This window comes from Pseudomonas sp. BF-B-15 (genome assembly GCF_019946675.1).
Lineage (GTDB): Bacteria > Pseudomonadota > Gammaproteobacteria > Pseudomonadales > Pseudomonadaceae > Aquipseudomonas > Aquipseudomonas migulae.
The window spans coordinates 1-16,407 of the sequence record NZ_JAGYFZ010000123.1 but is presented as its reverse complement, the minus strand read 5'-3'; the positions used below and the strand labels follow the sequence as shown (position 1 = coordinate 16,407).

The window sequence follows — 16,407 nt, the reverse complement described above, 5'->3', positions numbered from 1 at the left end:
ACATTGATTTGACTGACGCACCGCAATCGCCAGCAAGCCGGCTCCTACAGGGGAATGCGCGTGCAGGAATAACGATAGACCGCATCGATATAAGTAGTTATAAGAAAAATCGCTATGCTGCGGGCCAGTTTTTTCATGCGTTTTTGTGGGCGTGTTAATGGATTTCGTTAACTTCGGTTTGGTTGTGGCAGGTTTGGTGGTGGGGTTCATTGTCGGCATGACCGGCGTGGGCGGCGGCTCGCTGATGACGCCGATCCTGCTTTGGTTCGGCATCAATCCGGCGACAGCGGTGGGTACGGACCTGCTGTACGCCGCGATTACCAAATCCAGTGGTGTGCTGGTACATCGCAAGAACAAGAACATTGACTGGGCCATTACCGGTTGGCTGACGCTCGGCAGTGTGCCGGCCGTCGCGCTGACGTTGTGGTTCCTGAGCAGTTTGCAAACGTCCCCCGACGCGATGAACGCCATCATCAAACAGGCGCTGGGCTTTGTCCTGTTTGCCACGGCACTGGCGATTTTCTTCAAGAAACGCCTGCTCGACTTCGCCCACAAACGCGCCGGCGGCACCTACAACCCAAGCGGCAAACGCTTGAATGGGCTGACGGTGATCACCGGCCTGATCCTCGGCACCATGGTCGCCCTGACCTCCATCGGCGCGGGTGCCCTGGGCACCGTGGCGCTGTTTATCCTGTATCCGCTGTTGCCTACCCGCCGCCTCGTCGGCACGGAAATCGCCCACGCCGTACCGCTGACCCTGGTCGCCGGTCTCGGCCATGCGAGCATGGGCAACATGGATTGGCATGTGCTGGGCTACTTGCTGGTCGGTTCGCTGCCGGGGATTTACCTGGGCAGCCACCTGACCGGCCGCATCTCGGATGAGGTGTTGCGCCCGTGCCTGGCGACGATGCTGGTGCTGATCGGCTACAAACTGGCGTTCTAGGTTCTGTACGACATCCCTTGAAATCTCACAGCAGGCTCTTGGGAGCCGAGATTCGGTAGCGTTCGCTATCATCGCTGGAAAGGAATCTCTCGCGGATCCATTGAGCCAAATCCTGAGGGGCCAAAGGGCGCGAGAAACAATAACCTTGCGCTATCTGGTATCCCTGGCCTCGAAGGATTTCAAGTTGCGCATCGGTTTCAACACCTTCGGCGACAATGTTCAATTGCAAGCTCTTGCAGATCCCGGCAATCGACTGTGCCAGTGTCCGGGCACTTTCGCTTTTTTCGATATCGTCGATAAAACTCTTGTCCAGCTTGATGGTGTCCACGGGCAGTCGCAGCAGGTAGCTCAGGCTGGAGTAACCGGTGCCAAAATCGTCAATGGATAAGCTGACGCCTAATTGACGGACCTCGGTAATGACCGATATGACATTGTCGGTGGCGTCCAGTATGAAGTCTTCCGTGACCTCCAGCGTCAAGCAGGAGGGTAGGAGCCCATGCTTTGTCAGCAGAGACTGGATGAGATCAATAATGGCTCTGTCGCGAAAGGCGACGGGGAAGATGTTTACCGACATACGAGGCACGGCAAGTCCCGAGTCGCGCCATTGAGCCATCTGCCGGCAGGCTTCGGTGAGTACCCATTGATTGAGCTTGGGCATCAATCCTGCCTCGCGCACCAAAGGGATGAATCGATTTGGAGGGATGTTTCCAAGCTCCGGATGAATCCAGCGGGCAAGTGCCTCGACACCAAAAAGTTGGTTGTCGTCGAGCGCTATCTGGGGCTGGTAATGCAGCGTCAGCTGATTGGACTCCAGGGCATTCTCGAGGGCCAGGCTCAGTGTCAGTTCGTCATTGGTTGAATCGTTGATCACCTGGTCGAACACTTCAATTGCCTGGCGGCCTGCGGACTTGGCTTTGTACATCGCCTGATCGGCATGCAAAAGCAACGAGTGAATGTCGTTACCGTGGTCTGGATAAATACCAATACCAATGCTGGCCGAGGGCGCAATTTTTACATCGGCCAACATCATGGGTTCCGATAGTTTGCTGAGCATTCTTTCTGAAAAGGCAATCGCTTGTTCAGCGCTGGAGGGAGACAGAATAATGACGAATTCATCTCCTGAAAGCCGGCTGACAAAGTCATTGCCCCTCACAGAACCCTGAAGCCTCCTGGCTATTTCAGACAGAAGCAAATCCCCGGCGGCATGCCCAAGTGAGTCATTGATTTGCTTGAACTTATTAATGTCGATGAACAACACGGCCATTGATGATTGCGAGCGCTGAGCATTGGCAATCATTGAGTTTGCTTTCATCATCAACAGTCGCCGATTGGGCAACATCGTCAGGCTGTCATAATAGGCCAGTCGTTCAATATCGTTGATAAAGCTGTCCCTCTCGAGGGCGAGTGCGCACAGCTTCAGGCTGGTTTCAAGCAGCCGGTGATGTTGGACCGCAGGGAGGTGATTTTCACGGTAGTAAAGGGTAAATGTGCCTAAACAACGTCCGTTGTTGGAGCGAATGGTGTTAACCCAACCAGCTGTGAAACCGAACGATTGCGAGAGCTTGTGATCGATGCAATCGCCCTGGTCCGATGCAGGATCAGTGAAGTTCAGCATCATGCTTTCTTTCACGTCCATTTTTTTCAGGATGGACCTTTCGGCAAGGCTTTCCAGTGACTGAATCAACCCGGCCGGCAGGTTGAATTCCGCCACCAGTGGAAGGCAGCCCTGCTCATCAAATTGTCTTATTGAAACGCCGATTTCAGGAGCGATACGACCTATCTCCAGACAAATCAACTTCATGATGTCGGGAAGTGGCTCTTCGCGGGCCATGGCACTGAGGACCTTGAACTGCAACTCGTCGTTCATCTTGGCTTCGGTGATGTCCGTCACAATAGCCACGACGTCCTGCTGAACACCCTGTGGGTCGAGCACCGGATTGGCGACCACGCGTACCCATAATGGATTCTTTGATTTGTTGTAGACCAGTAATTCAGTGGTATGGCTTTGTCCTTTCTGGATACTGTTTCTGAAAGAAAGGACTGCTTCCTGATCCGTATGGCGGCCATAAAATACCTCGTCCGGTTTTTTTCCCACCAGGTCTGATATTTCATAACCCAGCATGCGCACAAAACCCTCGTTTACATAGGTAATTATGCTGTCCGGATTGGTGACGATAATTGCACTGTCAGTTCGATTGACGGCAATTTTTAGAAGTCGACTCTTCTCAACTTTCTTTATGATGTACAGCAGGAAGAATGTTGTTGCTAATACCATGAGAAGTATCATTGCAGCGGCGGCGATGTATATTTTAAATCGATCGCCCATAGACTGAAGTGAAGTCTGGCTGATGCTGTTTCCGTATTTTATGAAGTTTTTTTGTTCCAGAAGGAGTTGCTCTTGAATGTCCTGTACCGGCTGAGCGAGTGCCCATTGGACGTCGCCAGCGCCCGTGTACTTGACCAGTTGATTGAGCACCTCCACATAACGTGAATACACGTCTTTTAAAGCCTGGACTCGGATGTGGTTTTCTTCATCAACCTTTGTGTGTGTGAGGAAGCGGTCAAACGATTTATTCGCCAGTGTCAATTCCGTGCGGGCGTGTTGCACCATTTCATGCGGAATTTTATTAAACAGTACGATGCGGGTGTTGGCTCGCGACAGGGAGAGGCGTGCCTCCATCAAGTGTCGAACAGTTTCTGCCACTGCGTCGACTTGATCGACAGCGACACTTGATAGGGTTCCAATGCTCGATTGGTTGCTGCTCACTAACCATAAGCTGAGGACTAAAGTTGCACACTGGAATACCAGCGCAGTCGTCAGGATCGTCCTCAAACCATAAGGCAGTGCAAGCTTGCGAAGCAAATAATCCTCCTCTGTCTCGGACAGATAGGGAAACGTTAGTAAAGGGAGCATCCAGGCAGAAAGTGCCTGGCTGGCAGTTCATGATTGTACGAAAGGAATTCAGTGTTCGGAGCTGTACCGGATGATGTCAGGAAAAGTCGCAACAAGGTGTCGCCGGGCTTTTCTTTTCAAGGGAGAGAGAGCCGCTTTTCTGAGGTTGCTGGCCAGGGGCCATTAAGGCGGGGAATTTTATAAGAAAGTAGTGTTGAATTGAAATGCTTAAAACGTGACGACGAGGATAATTTTTGCTGTCGTTGTTGGCCGAATGGTCAGGAAAGCAAATAAAAGTGCTTGTGTGTTAGATGCTTATCCATATTTGTCTGACGGCCGGCTATGAAGTTGCTGTTTTTTTGCATTGCCTTGGATGAAGCGACTTTTGCGGCTGATACCTATCGTTAGATCGATGAATATTCATTGCGATGATTATCATCAAGAGGCTGTTTACGGTGTTCCGCAGCCTTTAAGGATAAAGCGCGGTGTAAGAAAAAAGGGCAGACGAGATGCGGCTCGTCCACCCTCGAAAACGAGAAAAAAAGAGGAACCGACCCATGGCCGGATCCCAAAAAGAAGTTCGTGGTGATGGCTGGATCAACTGTCCTGACGCACCAGGCGCGGGCCTTTGCGCGTCACTTGTTGACCTGGTTCGAAGCGGGCATTGGGCGAGCGAACAGTGCTGATTTCGCCCTGGGCGTCCTTCACTTCATAAGCGGTTTCCGTGAGACCGGCCGCTTCCTGAACCGCGCTGCCGGCAAAGAATCCGACACCGGCACCGATCAGCGCTCCAATCGGGCCACCCACAGCGCCGACCATCAATCCGGTCACGGCACCGGCGCCCTTGCCAGCGGTGGTATCAGGCACCTCACGGACGACCTGATCGGCCATGCACACGGGTGAGAGCAACAGGCAAAGCGTAAAGCTGAGGGGGATGGAACGAGACATGATGATTTCCTGCTTTGGAGGCATTTCCAAAACTATTTCATGAATCGTGCCAGTTTATTTGTTGTTATATATCAACAAGATATGATTGTGTGTTGTCATATATACAACGGCTGGAAAGAGTCAATATGACACGTCGAGTAGTCATAAAGACTGCGCTTGGGTTCGGCGATCCTTGCTCTGTTACGCCTGTGAAGCCAGAAAATCTTGTGCGGGCTGCACGTGTGCGGTCACCAAGGGTGCTTCTGCACTGGCATCGCGTTTCAGCCACTCGGCTGGAGGACAACCAATGACGTTCAGAAAGCTTTTCGAAAAAGACGCCTGCGAGCTGTAACCGACCGACTCGGCGATCACCTTGATCTGAACACCATCACGAAGCATGTCCTGAGCCACCTTCATCCTCCATGCGGTGACGTACCCCATAGGCGACTGCCCCATTATCTGAGTGAAACAGGCAGAAAATTTCGACCTGGACATGTTCGCCAGGCTCGCCAGTTTCTCGACGGTCCAAAGCTCATCCGGCACTGAATGGATGCTGTTGAACACCGCGCCGAGGCGCCCATCCTGCAGGGCATAGAGCAATCCACTGGATATCAGCCCGTCTGCAACGGCGCGTCGCACGATCAGGACAAATATGTATTCCAACAGCAGATTCAGCGCTTTGGTCCTTCCAGCCTCCTGATCCCGAAACTCGGCGAGTAACGCGCCAATGACCGGGTCGAGATTCTCCAGCTCTCTGAATGGGAAGATCAGGGTTTCTTTGAGCCCGAGAGGGAAGGGGTGTTGTGTGTTTCGCCCAAATTGAAATGAGGCGCAAATCAGTTCTGCTCCCTCAATCGTATTGGAGCGCAGTTGATACCGGCAACTGCTCGGACAGAACAGCACGCTGGGCTCGGCAATGGAAATCTTTGGTAACCCAGGCTGAACCATGTCGATACCGCCCTGACTGATGACATGGATGAACGCCATGCCTGGCGGCTTATCGAGGACAAGAGTGCCATCGACCCGACCAGAGAAGAAAAGCCTGCCCTGAAGGTTCGTGCGTTCGAAGAATTCGGACAGGATATCCATGATAGCGACGACCAGATAAAGACTCTGTACGTGCTGACAAAGTCGGATCAGAAGGTGGGGATAGGATGAAGTTCTCGCCGATGGTAAGCAACGGCCCGCAGGGGCGCCATGGCATAGAGCAACTTTATTACCCACGATCGGAGTCTATTGGCATGAGCAACGACACAACACGCCACGCACATTACGCAGATCCAGCCAGCCCTGCGCTGCCAGATCCAGGGATGAAAATTGACCTTTCCCGTACTGCGCTGGTCGTCATCGACCCCCAAATCGATTTCCTCAGCCCTGAGGGTGTGAGTTGGGATGTGTTTGGCAAGAGCATCGTCGAACACGATGTGGTCAATCACCTCGGTCAGTTGTTCGCAGCCGCCAAAGGTGCGGGCATCACGGTCGCTGTCTCCCCGCACTACTACTATCCCTGCGACCACGAGTGGAAATTCGGTGGGCCGCTGGAAAAGGTCATGCACTCCATCTGCATGTTCGATCGTAAGGGCCCGCTGACCCTCGACGGTTTCGAGAACTCCGGTGCGGACTTCATGCCCGAGTTCAAACCGTACATTCTCGACGGCAAAACCATCATCGCTTCGCCACACAAGGTCTACGGCCCGGAAACCAATGACTTGGCGCTGCAACTGCGCAAGCACGGTGTATCGCAAATTATTCTGGCGGGTATGGCGGCCAACCTTTGCGTCGAGTCGCACCTGCGTGAATTGCTGGAGCAAGGTTTCGAGGTGGCCGTGGTGCGTGACGCTACCGCCGGCCCGACCACCCCGGAAGGGGACGGTTACCTGGCCGCGCTGATCAACTTCCGTTACATCGCCAACGCTCTGTTGACGACTGCGCAGACTGTTGAGTTGCTCCAAGCCAAGTAAGGTCCATGCAAGCCGGCTGCTCGCCACTTGCGACGCAGCCGTCTGGGAGTACCGGAAATGCCCAAGCTCCATCGGCGATTTCGCCAGCGAACTTCTGCGGTGATCCAGTCCGCAATCACCTGCGCTATTGCTACGGCCATAGCCAGTCCTTCAAGCCTTTCGGCCAGCCAGTTACTGTCGTATGGATTAAAAGCCTGGCTGGTTGCCTGGATGACCATTGTGCCATTCGTGTTACTTGCGACACCGCTGATAAGGCGGCTAACGTCCTTTGTGGTGCAAGAAGATCCTTAAGATGCCCGGCAGCATTGTTTGTCATTCCCGGGTGAAAATCTCCAGCAGATGCCCGTCCGGGTCATCGAAATACACGCGCCTGCCACCCCCATAATCGTTGATCTGTTGCGGCTGCTGTTTGCAGGGATCAGCCCACCACGCTTGCTGCCTGGCTTGCAGGCGAGCGAACGCCGCATCGAAATCGTCGTCGCTGACCAGAAACGCATAATGCTGAGAGGCAATCGGCGGGTCATTGTCGTAGTAGTCCAGCGACACGCCGTTTTCGAGTTTCACAATCAACATCGGCCCGAAGGGTTCGGGGGCGGGCAAGCCGAGAATCTCGACCAGAAACGACGCGGATATCTGTTTGTTTCGGCACCAGACAATGGTGTGATTCAGCTGAGCGCTCATGGCGGGATCCTCACGGCGGTTCAGGTGTATATCGAGTCTTGAGATTAGCTCAGCCTGTTGCGCAATGACCGCCCTGACCTAAGCTTGGGTCAAGGCGAAACACAATTGCGGTGCGACCCCCGGAACGAACGCCGCGATGCGCAATCATTAGAGCGTGGATATCAAAAGGAGATGCGCATGCTCATCAGGTCATTGACCCTGACAACCCTGCTGGCTTTCGCCGGCCCCTTGCTCGCCGCCGATGGCGACTCACCGCTGGACATGGACAAGGGCAGGTCCCGGCCGCTGATTGTCATTGCGCCGAGCACGGTCGACCCGGCGTGGGTCAGCCTGAAAAAGTCACTGGATGAGCCGGCCAATCGCAAGGAATTCACCGACCGGAACATGGTCCTGTACACCGTGCTCAACCTGATGGGCCAGCGCGAAGGCAAAGACCTCGGGCCGCAAGACACGGCAGCCTTGATCCGTTCGCTCAAGTTGGGGGCAGGGGCCAAGACCAAGGTGATTCTGGTCGGCAAGGACGGCGAAAAGAAACTCGAGCAATCGGACGCGGTTGATCTGAAGACGATTTTCAGTACGGTCGACCAGTTGCCGTCCACCGAGAAAGAAGCCACGGTGCCCACCCCGCCACCCGTCACAGAGGCCGCACCGCCTAACGGCACCAAGGGGGCAAAGCCGGGCAAACCGGCGAAGCCTGCCAAGCCACCGGAAATGCCTGACGATTGAAGGCGTAGATGACCACGCGCTAACAAAAATGGGCGACCTCAACAGGTCGCCCATTTTTTTGCCTGCGCCAATCCTTGTAGGAGCAAGCTTGCTCGCGATGAGGCCGTAACATTCGAAACCCCGTTCGCCTGACACACCGCAATCGCGAGCAGGCTCGCTCCTACAAGAGGTTGGTTCGTAGGTTATTGAGTCAATGTGCTCAACACCGCATGGGCGATTTTGACTCGCTCCGGGTTCGGGTAGTTTTTGTTGGCGAGGATCACGATGCCGATGTCTTTCGAGGGCACGTACGCCACATACGCACCGAAGCCACCGGTGGAGCCGGTCTTGTTGATCAGCACGTTGTCCGGTTGAGCTTGTGGCGGGTTCAGCCACTGGACTTTGTGCGCCTCCATCGCCATCGGCGACGAGTTGCCGGCGAGCAATTTATCGAGGGTGATCGGGTAGTGGTAAAACTCCCAACCCAGCCCTTGGGTCATGTCGCCGACCGTGTAGTAACCGGCATGCGTCGTGGCGATGGCTTGCTGCATCGGCGCTTCAAGGCTGGAGGGTTTGATGTTCGCCTCGACGTAGCGAAGCAGGTCCGAGGCGCTGGTTTTTACGCCATACGCTTCTGAGTCCAGCGCGCCCGGCTCGACCCGCACCGGTTTGTCTTCCTTGGTGTAACCCTGAGCGTAAAGCGCCATCTGATTCTGCGGCACCTTGAGATAGGTGTGCTGCAACCCGAGCTTGGGCAGCACGGTCTTTTCCATCAACTCATCAAACGGCTGGCCCATGCTGTTGGCCGCCAGATATCCAAACAACCCCAGGCTCGGGTTCGAATACAGCCGATGGCTGCCGGCGGTGTAGGCCGGTTTCCACTGTTTGAAATAGCCGAGCATCTTGTCGGCTGCATCGGCATTGTCGGGGAACTGCAGTGGCAGGCCACCGGCGGTGTAGGTGCCCAGTTGCAGCACGCTGACGTGATCGAACGCGCTGTCGCGCAATGCCGGCAGGACATGGCTGGCCTTGTCCGACAGGGACAGTTTGCCGCTGGCCTGGGCGTAGGCGGCGAGGGTGGCGGTGAAGGTTTTGCTCACCGAACCGATCTCGAACAGGGTGCTTTCGGTGACAGCCGTGCCGGTTTCCTTCGAGGCCACGCCGTAGTTAAAGTAATGCTGCTTGCCATTCACGGTGATCGCGACGGCCATGCCGGGAATGTTCTGTTGCTGCATGACCGGGGCAACCGCGGCATTCACCGCGGCTTCGATCTGCGCGTCAGTCTGATTCCCGGCAACGCAGTAACCTGCACTGAGGAGCAGTCCGAAAGCGCTGCAGGATAAGACCTTGCCGAATGTTGAGTTGTGCATGATTGAGCCACTGTCCATGAGATTTGATGATTAAACCCGCTACACTCCGAGCGGTTTATGAATCGGGCCGTCGCTGGGCGTGCCAAATCTATTCAGTATGCCGTGCTTCGACAAACGACAATATCTCGGCTTAGCCATTAGAAAAATTTGGGAGTTGGCATGATCCGCCCGCAATTACCGCTCAACGCACTGCGCGCCTTCGAGGCCTCTGCGCGTCATCTGAGTTTTACACGGGCGGCGGTGGAGTTGTGCGTCACGCAAGCCGCGGTGAGTCATCAGGTCAAAAGCCTGGAAGCCCAACTCAACGTCACCCTGTTCAAACGCCTGCCACGCGGGCTGATGCTGACCAGTGAAGGGGAGACCTTGTTGCCGGTGCTTCGTGAGTCCTTCGATCGAATCGCCGAAACCCTGGAGCGTTTCGAAGGCGGGCATTTTCGTGAGGTGTTGACGGTGGGCGCAGTGGGGACGTTTGCGGTCGGTTGGCTATTGCCGCGACTGGCGGACTTTCAGGCGAAACATCCGTTCATAGATTTGCGCCTGTCGACCCACAACAATCGAGTGGACGTGGCGGCTGAAGGGCTGGATTACGCGATTCGCTTTGGCGCGGGAGCGTGGCACGGGATTGAAGCGGTCAGGTTGATCGAAGCACCGTTGTCGGTGTTGTGCGTGCCCGAGATTGCCCGGCAACTGCACACGCCGGACGATCTGTTGCAGCAAACGCTGTTGCGTTCCTATCGCACGGATGAGTGGCCCGAATGGTTTCAGGCCACTGGCCTGCCAGCCCATGCCGCGCCGCCTCGCAGCATCGTCTTTGATTCCTCGCTGGCGATGATGGAGGCGGCGTTGCAAGGTGCGGGTGTGGCCTTGGCGCCGCCGTTGATGTTCGCCCGGCAACTGGCGGCGGGAGTCATCGAGCAACCGTTCGCCATCGGCATCACCACCGGCAGCTACTGGCTGACCCGCTTGCAGTCACGGCCCGAAACGTCGGCGATGGCGGCGTTCAAAGGGTGGCTTTTGCAGGCAGCACAGTTGAACGATTGAACACCGCATACCCCTGTAGGAGCAGAGCTTGCTCGCGAAGGCGGTCTCTCAGTCACGTCGATGCAAGATCTGCCGCCGCCTTCGCGAGCAAGCTCTGCTCCTACAGGGGTTGCGGTGTTCTCCAGGGTTTTAACGCACCAGGCTCGGCCGCTTGTTATCGAATTTCCATCCCGGAATCAGAAACTGCATCGCCACGCTGTCATCCCGCGCACCCAGCCCCATGCCTTTGTACAGCTCATGGGCCTTGGCCAGTTGATCCATGTCCAGTTCAACCCCGAGCCCCGGTTTCTTCGGCACTTGCACGCAACCGTCGACGATTTGCAGCGGCGCTTTGGTCAGGCGCTGGCCGTCCTGCCAGATCCAGTGGGTGTCGATGGCGGTGATTTCGCCCGGTGCAGCGGCTGCGACGTGGGTGAACATCGCCAGGGAAATGTCGAAGTGGTTGTTGGAGTGCGAGCCCCAGGTCAGGCCCCATTCGTGGCACATCTGCGCCACGCGAACCGACCCCTGCATCGTCCAGAAATGCGGGTCGGCCAGCGGGATGTCCACCGATTGCAACTGGATCGCGTGGCCCATTTCCCGCCAGTCGGTGGCGATCATGTTGGTCGCGGTTTTCAGGCCGGTGGCGCGACGGAATTCGGCCATGACTTCCCGGCCTGAATAACCGTTTTCCGCACCGCACGGGTCTTCGGCGTAAGCGAGGACGTGATGCTGATCGCGGCACAAACGGATCGCTTCTTTCAGCGACCAGGCGCCATTCGGATCAAGGGTGATGCGTGCGTCGGGAAAGCGTTCGGCCAGCGCGGTGACCGCTTCGATTTCTTCGTCGCCACTGAGCACGCCGCCCTTGAGCTTGAAGTCCTTGAACCCGTAGCGGGCGTGGGCGGCTTCTGCCAGGCGCACTACGGCGTCGGCGGTCATGGCTTTCTCGTGACGTACGCGGAACCAGTCGTTGTCGGCGTCCGGTTCGCTGCGGTAAGCCAGATCGGTGGCGTTGCGATCACCGACATAAAACAGATAACCGAGCATCTTCACTTCGTCGCGTTGCTGGCCTTCGCCGAGCAGCGCCGCGACGGGCACGTCCAGGTGCTGGCCGAGCAAATCGAGCAGCGCCGCTTCCAGGCCAGTTACCGCGTGAATGGTGATGCGCAGGTCGAACGTCTGCAAGCCGCGCCCACCGGCATCGCGGTCGGCGAAGGTCTGGCGCACCTGGTTGAGAATCCTCTGATAGGTGCCGATCGGGCTGCCGACCACCAGGCTGCGCGCATCTTCCAGGGTCTGGCGAATGCGCTCGCCGCCCGGCACTTCACCGACGCCGGTGTGCCCGGCGTTGTCCTTGAGGATCACGATGTTGCGGGTGAAAAACGGGCCATGGGCGCCGCTCAGGTTGAGCAGCATGCCATCGTGACCGGCCACCGGAACCACTTGCATGCTGGTGATGATCGGGGCTTTTGCGGTGTCTTGTTGGTTCATGTTCTTGTCCTTAAATAGCAGCGATCAGGCGTGGTTGGGCGTTGGTTTGCCCAGCGCAACGGCCGGTGCGGTTTTCGGTGTGTTGCGTGCAGCGAAGACGATGATCGCGGCGATGATCGAGGTCGCGGCGAGGCCGTACAGCCCGCCTTGAATCGAGCCGGTGTGTTGTTCCAGAAGGCCGAAGGTGGTCGGCGCGACGAAGCCGCCGAGGTTGCCCACCGAGTTGATCAGCGCGATCACGCCAGCGGCGATCCGTGCATCCAGGTACGCCTGAGGGATTGGCCAGAACAGCGAAGAGGCCGATTTGAAACCCAGCGCCGCGAAGCAGATCGCCACGAAAGCGAAGACCGGCCCGCCGGTGGTGGACATGAACATCCCCGCCGCAGCGATCAGCAGGGCAGCGGCGACCCAGGCTTGCTGGTGTTTCCATTTTGTCGAGAGCGACGCGAAGGCGTACATGCCGACAATCGACAGCAACCACGGGATCGAGTTGAACAGCCCAACCTGAACGTCGCTGAGGTCGCCCATCTTCTTGATGATGCTCGGCAGCCAGAAGGTCGCGGCGTAAATGGTCAGCTGGATGAAGAAGTAGATCAGGCAGAACAGGATGATCTGGCGATCCTTGAGCAGCGTGCCCAGCGACGGTTTGATCGGCGTCGCGGCTTCGCGGGCCAGTTGCTCGTCATCGATGGCTTTGACCAGCGCGTCTTGCTCATCGCGGCTCAGCCATTTGGCGTCGTGGGGTTTGGAGTCGAGCCAGAACCAGACGAATACGCACAGCCCGACCGAGAACATGCCTTCAATGAAATACATCCATTGCCAGCCGTGCATGCCGAACCCGCTGATTTGCAGGAGCAGGCCGGACAACGGGCCGGAGATCAGCGAGGCAATGGCCGAGCCGCTGAGGAAGATCGCGATGGCCTTGCCTCGTTCTACCCCGGGCAACCAGCGCGTGAAGTAATAAATCACCCCGGGGAAGAAGCCGGCCTCAGCCACGCCCAACAGGAATCGCAGGATGTAGAAGTGGGTTTCGTTCTGGATGAACGCCATGCAGGCGGCCACCAGACCCCAGGTCAGCATGATGCGGGTCAGCCAGATTCGTGCGCCAACTTTTTGCAGAAGGATGTTGGAGGGGACTTCGAACAGTGCGTAGCCGATGAAGAACAGGCCGGCACCGAGGCCGTAGGCGGCAGCACCAATGCCCAGGTCATGTTCCATGTGGGCGCGGACGAAGCCGATGTTCACGCGGTCGATGTAGTTGACGATGAACATGATGACGAACAGCGGCAGAACGTGGCGTTTCACTTTCGAGATGGCGGACTTCAGGACCGAATCGGCACCGTCGTGCATCCCGGATACGGATGTATTCACTTGGTTTTCTCCCACTGATTATTTTTATGCGGGGTGTTGCAGGTGTGACGTTGTTGCTAGACATCATACAACTACATTTTTTTATCCTGCAAGAGGTAATGCTCAACAAAATAGTATGGTTAAGGTCATTTTTTATTCAGTTTAGGGGCGTTTGTACGCTTTGTTTTTGTCTTGGATGTCTGTTTTGTTGAGTGTTGTCATACAAGTTGGAGGCGGTTTTCTTGAGAAACCGTTCGACCGCAGTGCTACGATCCGCTTAGCCCTGCTTTCGGATGATTGCCATGCAAGATGACCTCGACGCGCCTGCCCGCAAGCGCACTCACAACCTGGCCCATGACCTGGTCGCGAAACTGACCCAGAGCATCCTGCTCGGCCAGATGCTGCCGGGGGACAAGCTACCGTCGGAGAACAGCATCGTTCAGGAGCACGGGGTCAGTCGCACCGTGGTGCGCGAGGCGATCTCGAAGTTGCAGGCGTCGGGGCTGGTCGAAACCCGGCACGGCATCGGCACGTTTGTTATCGAGCGCGCGCCGGAGCAGGGGCTACGGCTGAATGTCGATACCGCGCTGGGCGTGCGCAGCATTCTGGAGTTGCGCCTGGGCCTCGAAACCCAGGCCGCCGCGCTGGCGGCGATTCGGCGCACGGACCCGCAATTGGCACAGATGCGCGAAGCGCTGGACGATTATCAAAGCCTGCTCGCCAACAACGACAGCTGCGTCGAAGCCGACAGGCGTTTCCATCTGCTGATCGCCGAGGCCACCGGCAATGTCTGCTTCACGGAAATCATGCAGCACCTGGGCAGCGCGATGATCCCCCGCACCCGGGTCAACGCGGCTGAACGTGGCGCGGCGGATTTGAGCAAGCTGGGGCAGTTGGCCAATCTGGAACACGAGGCGATTCTCAACGCGATCAAGCGTCAGGATGCGGACGCGGCGCGGGCGGCAATGTGGCTGCACCTGACCAACAGCCGGGACCGGTTTCTGGCGGATCGCGATTAACCGCCTTCGCGGGATCCAGCTGACGCAGAGCCGAACAGCGATCCCCTGTAGGAGCCGGCTTGCCGGCGAAGGCGCCAGCCCCATCACCACAAAACACCCATCAAACGCCCGCCACCCGAATCGCCACCAACCGCCGCTCCAGATTCAACGCCAACACACTGACCAACACCACCGTCCCCCCGACAACGATCATCACCGTCGGCCGTTCCCCCAAGCCAAACGAGGCAATCGCCATGGCCGTCGGCGGCACCAGATACAGCGTCATCGTCGCCCGGCTCAAATCAACGTGAGTCAACACAAATGCCCAGGCCAGGTAGGCGAGCGCGCTCGGAAAAATTCCCAGCGCCAGCACTGCCAGTTGCACCTGCATCGGCGCGTTGACCACTTGCGCCGCTAATCCCGGCAGATAAACCAGTAACAACGCGGTCCCCGACCACACCGTGTAGCAGACCAGTGTCAGCCCGTCGTAACGCCCGGAGTGATGTTTCTGCAACGCGAAGTAGAAACTCCAGGACACCGCCGCCAGCAGAATCAACAGGCCATGGGCGTCGATGCTGCCCAGTCCGCGATCGCCCGCCACCACAATCACCACGCCGATCAATCCCAGAAAAACACAGCCCCAACGCCACGCGCTCACCTGGTCTTTGAACACGAAGCGCGCCAGCAGCGTGCTGAACAAGGGCGTCGATTGCGCGAGCACGCTGGACGCACCGGCGCTGACCCCTTGCTGACCAAAATTGATCGCCACGTGGTGCAGGCTCACCGCAAAAAAGCCGAGGCCGAACAGCAGCGGCAAATCGCGAAGGGTCGGCAGGCTGATGCCTTTGAACACAGCGACCAGCGCCATGAACACCGACGCCAGCAGAAACCGCAGCAATGCCAGATGCCCGGGATCATAGGCTTGCAAGCCGATGTGAATTCCGGTCGGGGAATAGCCCCAGCACGCGACGACGAAGGCCATGGCCAGGATGATTTTGAGGGGAGGGGTGGCGGTTGAGAGCGCTTGCATGGTCGGGCACCTGTGGGCAGATGCTTCGAGTATCAGAACGCGGACCGTTCGCCACAACTGACTTATACTGCGCTGACCGTTCACTTTGGGTGATGTATGGAGCTGGCACAGATTCGCATGTTCAAAACCGTGGCCGACGTCGGCAGCATCGCCCGGGCGGCCGAGCTGTTGCATTGCGTGCCGTCGAACATCACGGCACGGATCAAGTCGCTGGAAGCGGAGCTGGGCGTCGCGTTGTTTATCCGCGAAGGCAGAGGGTTGCGCATCAGTCCGTCGGGGCAGACTTTTCTGGCCTACGCCTCGAAGATTCTTGCCATGACGGCTGAGGCCAAGCGGGCGGTCGACCCCGCCGCCGAACCGTCCGGCCCGTTGCGCATCGGCGCCATCGAATCGTCGGCCACCGGTCGCTTGCCGCGTTTGCTCGCCAAGTTCCACAAGCGCTATCCGGCGGTCGCGCTGGAGCTGACCACCGGCACCTGGGGCCAATTGCTCGATGACACCGCCAACCACCGGCTCGACGGCGCAATCGTCGCGGTGGATGTCGAGCGCTCACAACTCAAGCGCACGCCGATGTACCGCGAGGAGCTGCTGCTGATTGCCTCGACGTCGCTGGGACCGGTGCGCGAGATCGCCGATTTGCAGGACAAGACCGTGTTCATGTGGCCCCAGGGGTGTCCTTACCGTGCGGCGCTGGAACATTGGTTGTTGCGCCAGGGGCAGGCGCTGCCGATTGTCAGCCTGGCGAGTTACGGCGCGATTGTCGGGTGCGTCAGTGCGGGGGCGGGGGTCGCGCTGGTGCCCAAAGGGGTGTTCGATCAGTACGCCAAAGGCGCGGGGTGCGCGGGGTATGAGTTCCCTGAACTGACCGCCATCGACAACCTGTTTTACTGGCATGAAAACGCCGGGGTTCATCCAGCGCGAGAAGCGTTTGTGGCGATGTTGCGCGAGGAGTTCACGTAAGAACACCGCGCCCCCCTGTAGGAGCCGGCTTGCTGGCGATCCAGGCGACGCGGTTCATTTGACAGACCGCGTCGC

15 protein-coding genes are annotated in these 16,407 nt (G+C 57.5%); 7 read left to right on the top strand and 8 right to left on the bottom strand.

What is annotated here, in order from left to right:
- Positions 1–157: 157 nt before the first annotated feature.
- The gene (locus KGA97_RS26220) at positions 158–943 is read left to right on the top strand and encodes a sulfite exporter TauE/SafE family protein (protein ID WP_008033636.1); all 786 of its coding nucleotides are present in this window, start codon (positions 158–160) and stop codon (positions 941–943) included.
- A gap of 25 nt (positions 944–968) precedes the next feature.
- On the opposite strand, the gene KGA97_RS26215 is transcribed toward KGA97_RS26220, so the two are convergent.
- The 3 genes from KGA97_RS26215 to KGA97_RS26205 form a co-directional block, all read right to left on the bottom strand.
- A complete protein-coding gene (locus KGA97_RS26215) occupies positions 969–3,806 on the bottom strand; it encodes an EAL domain-containing protein (RefSeq protein ID WP_223481775.1) in 2,838 nt (945 codons plus the stop codon).
- Positions 3,807–4,433: 627 nt separating this feature from the next.
- Positions 4,434–4,784: a hypothetical protein gene (locus KGA97_RS26210; RefSeq protein ID WP_008033645.1), complete on the bottom strand. Its 351-nt coding sequence runs from the start codon at positions 4,782–4,784 to the stop codon at positions 4,434–4,436.
- Between the two features lie 180 nt (positions 4,785–4,964).
- Positions 4,965–5,852 carry a helix-turn-helix transcriptional regulator gene (locus KGA97_RS26205; RefSeq protein WP_223437031.1) on the bottom strand — a complete coding sequence of 296 codons (888 nt, stop codon included), beginning with the start codon at positions 5,850–5,852 and terminating at the stop codon, positions 4,965–4,967.
- Positions 5,853–6,004: 152 nt separating this feature from the next.
- On the opposite strand from KGA97_RS26205, the gene KGA97_RS26200 reads away from it, so the two are divergent.
- Positions 6,005–6,724 carry a cysteine hydrolase gene (locus KGA97_RS26200; protein ID WP_223481774.1) on the top strand — a complete coding sequence of 240 codons (720 nt, stop codon included), beginning with the start codon at positions 6,005–6,007 and terminating at the stop codon, positions 6,722–6,724.
- A gap of 57 nt (positions 6,725–6,781) precedes the next feature.
- Positions 6,782–7,015 carry a DUF2798 domain-containing protein gene (locus KGA97_RS29705; RefSeq protein ID WP_081500232.1) on the top strand — a complete coding sequence of 78 codons (234 nt, stop codon included), beginning with the start codon at positions 6,782–6,784 and terminating at the stop codon, positions 7,013–7,015.
- Positions 7,016–7,036: 21 nt separating this feature from the next.
- Here KGA97_RS29705 and KGA97_RS26190 read toward each other — a convergent pair whose 3' ends face one another.
- Complete coding sequence (locus KGA97_RS26190; protein ID WP_008033652.1) at positions 7,037–7,405, bottom strand: VOC family protein; 369 nt, start codon at positions 7,403–7,405, stop codon at positions 7,037–7,039.
- 177 nt (positions 7,406–7,582) lie between these two features.
- Between KGA97_RS26190 and KGA97_RS26185 the strand changes: the two genes are divergently transcribed.
- Entirely contained in the window at positions 7,583–8,131 is a 549-nt protein-coding gene (locus tag KGA97_RS26185) for a DUF4174 domain-containing protein (protein WP_223481773.1), read from the top strand.
- A gap of 182 nt (positions 8,132–8,313) precedes the next feature.
- On the opposite strand, the gene ampC is transcribed toward KGA97_RS26185, so the two are convergent.
- Positions 8,314–9,480, bottom strand: a complete 1,167-nt coding sequence (gene ampC, locus KGA97_RS26180; RefSeq protein ID WP_223437025.1) for a class C beta-lactamase — start codon at positions 9,478–9,480, stop codon at positions 8,314–8,316.
- A gap of 159 nt (positions 9,481–9,639) precedes the next feature.
- Here ampC and KGA97_RS26175 point away from each other — a divergent pair, with 159 nt between their 5' ends.
- On the top strand, positions 9,640–10,521 hold the full coding sequence (locus KGA97_RS26175) for a LysR family transcriptional regulator (protein ID WP_223481772.1): 882 nt from the start codon (positions 9,640–9,642) through the stop codon (positions 10,519–10,521).
- Between the two features lie 129 nt (positions 10,522–10,650).
- On the opposite strand, the gene gudD is transcribed toward KGA97_RS26175, so the two are convergent.
- Entirely contained in the window at positions 10,651–11,994 is a 1,344-nt protein-coding gene (gudD, locus tag KGA97_RS26170; protein ID WP_008044644.1) for a glucarate dehydratase, read from the bottom strand.
- Positions 11,995–12,018: 24 nt separating this feature from the next.
- Positions 12,019–13,365 (bottom strand): MFS transporter, encoded by a 1,347-nt coding sequence (locus KGA97_RS26165; RefSeq protein WP_192229167.1) that lies wholly within the window; start codon positions 13,363–13,365, stop codon positions 12,019–12,021.
- A gap of 281 nt (positions 13,366–13,646) precedes the next feature.
- Between KGA97_RS26165 and KGA97_RS26160 the strand changes: the two genes are divergently transcribed.
- Positions 13,647–14,363 (top strand): FadR/GntR family transcriptional regulator, encoded by a 717-nt coding sequence (locus KGA97_RS26160; protein WP_008033665.1) that lies wholly within the window; start codon positions 13,647–13,649, stop codon positions 14,361–14,363.
- A 100-nt stretch (positions 14,364–14,463) separates the two neighbouring features.
- On the opposite strand, the gene KGA97_RS26155 is transcribed toward KGA97_RS26160, so the two are convergent.
- Positions 14,464–15,372, bottom strand: a complete 909-nt coding sequence (locus tag KGA97_RS26155; RefSeq protein WP_223481771.1) for a DMT family transporter — start codon at positions 15,370–15,372, stop codon at positions 14,464–14,466.
- A 96-nt stretch (positions 15,373–15,468) separates the two neighbouring features.
- Between KGA97_RS26155 and KGA97_RS26150 the strand changes: the two genes are divergently transcribed.
- Positions 15,469–16,332, top strand: coding sequence for a LysR substrate-binding domain-containing protein (locus tag KGA97_RS26150; RefSeq protein ID WP_008033671.1), 864 nt, complete (start codon positions 15,469–15,471; stop codon positions 16,330–16,332).
- Positions 16,333–16,407 lie beyond the last annotated feature (75 nt).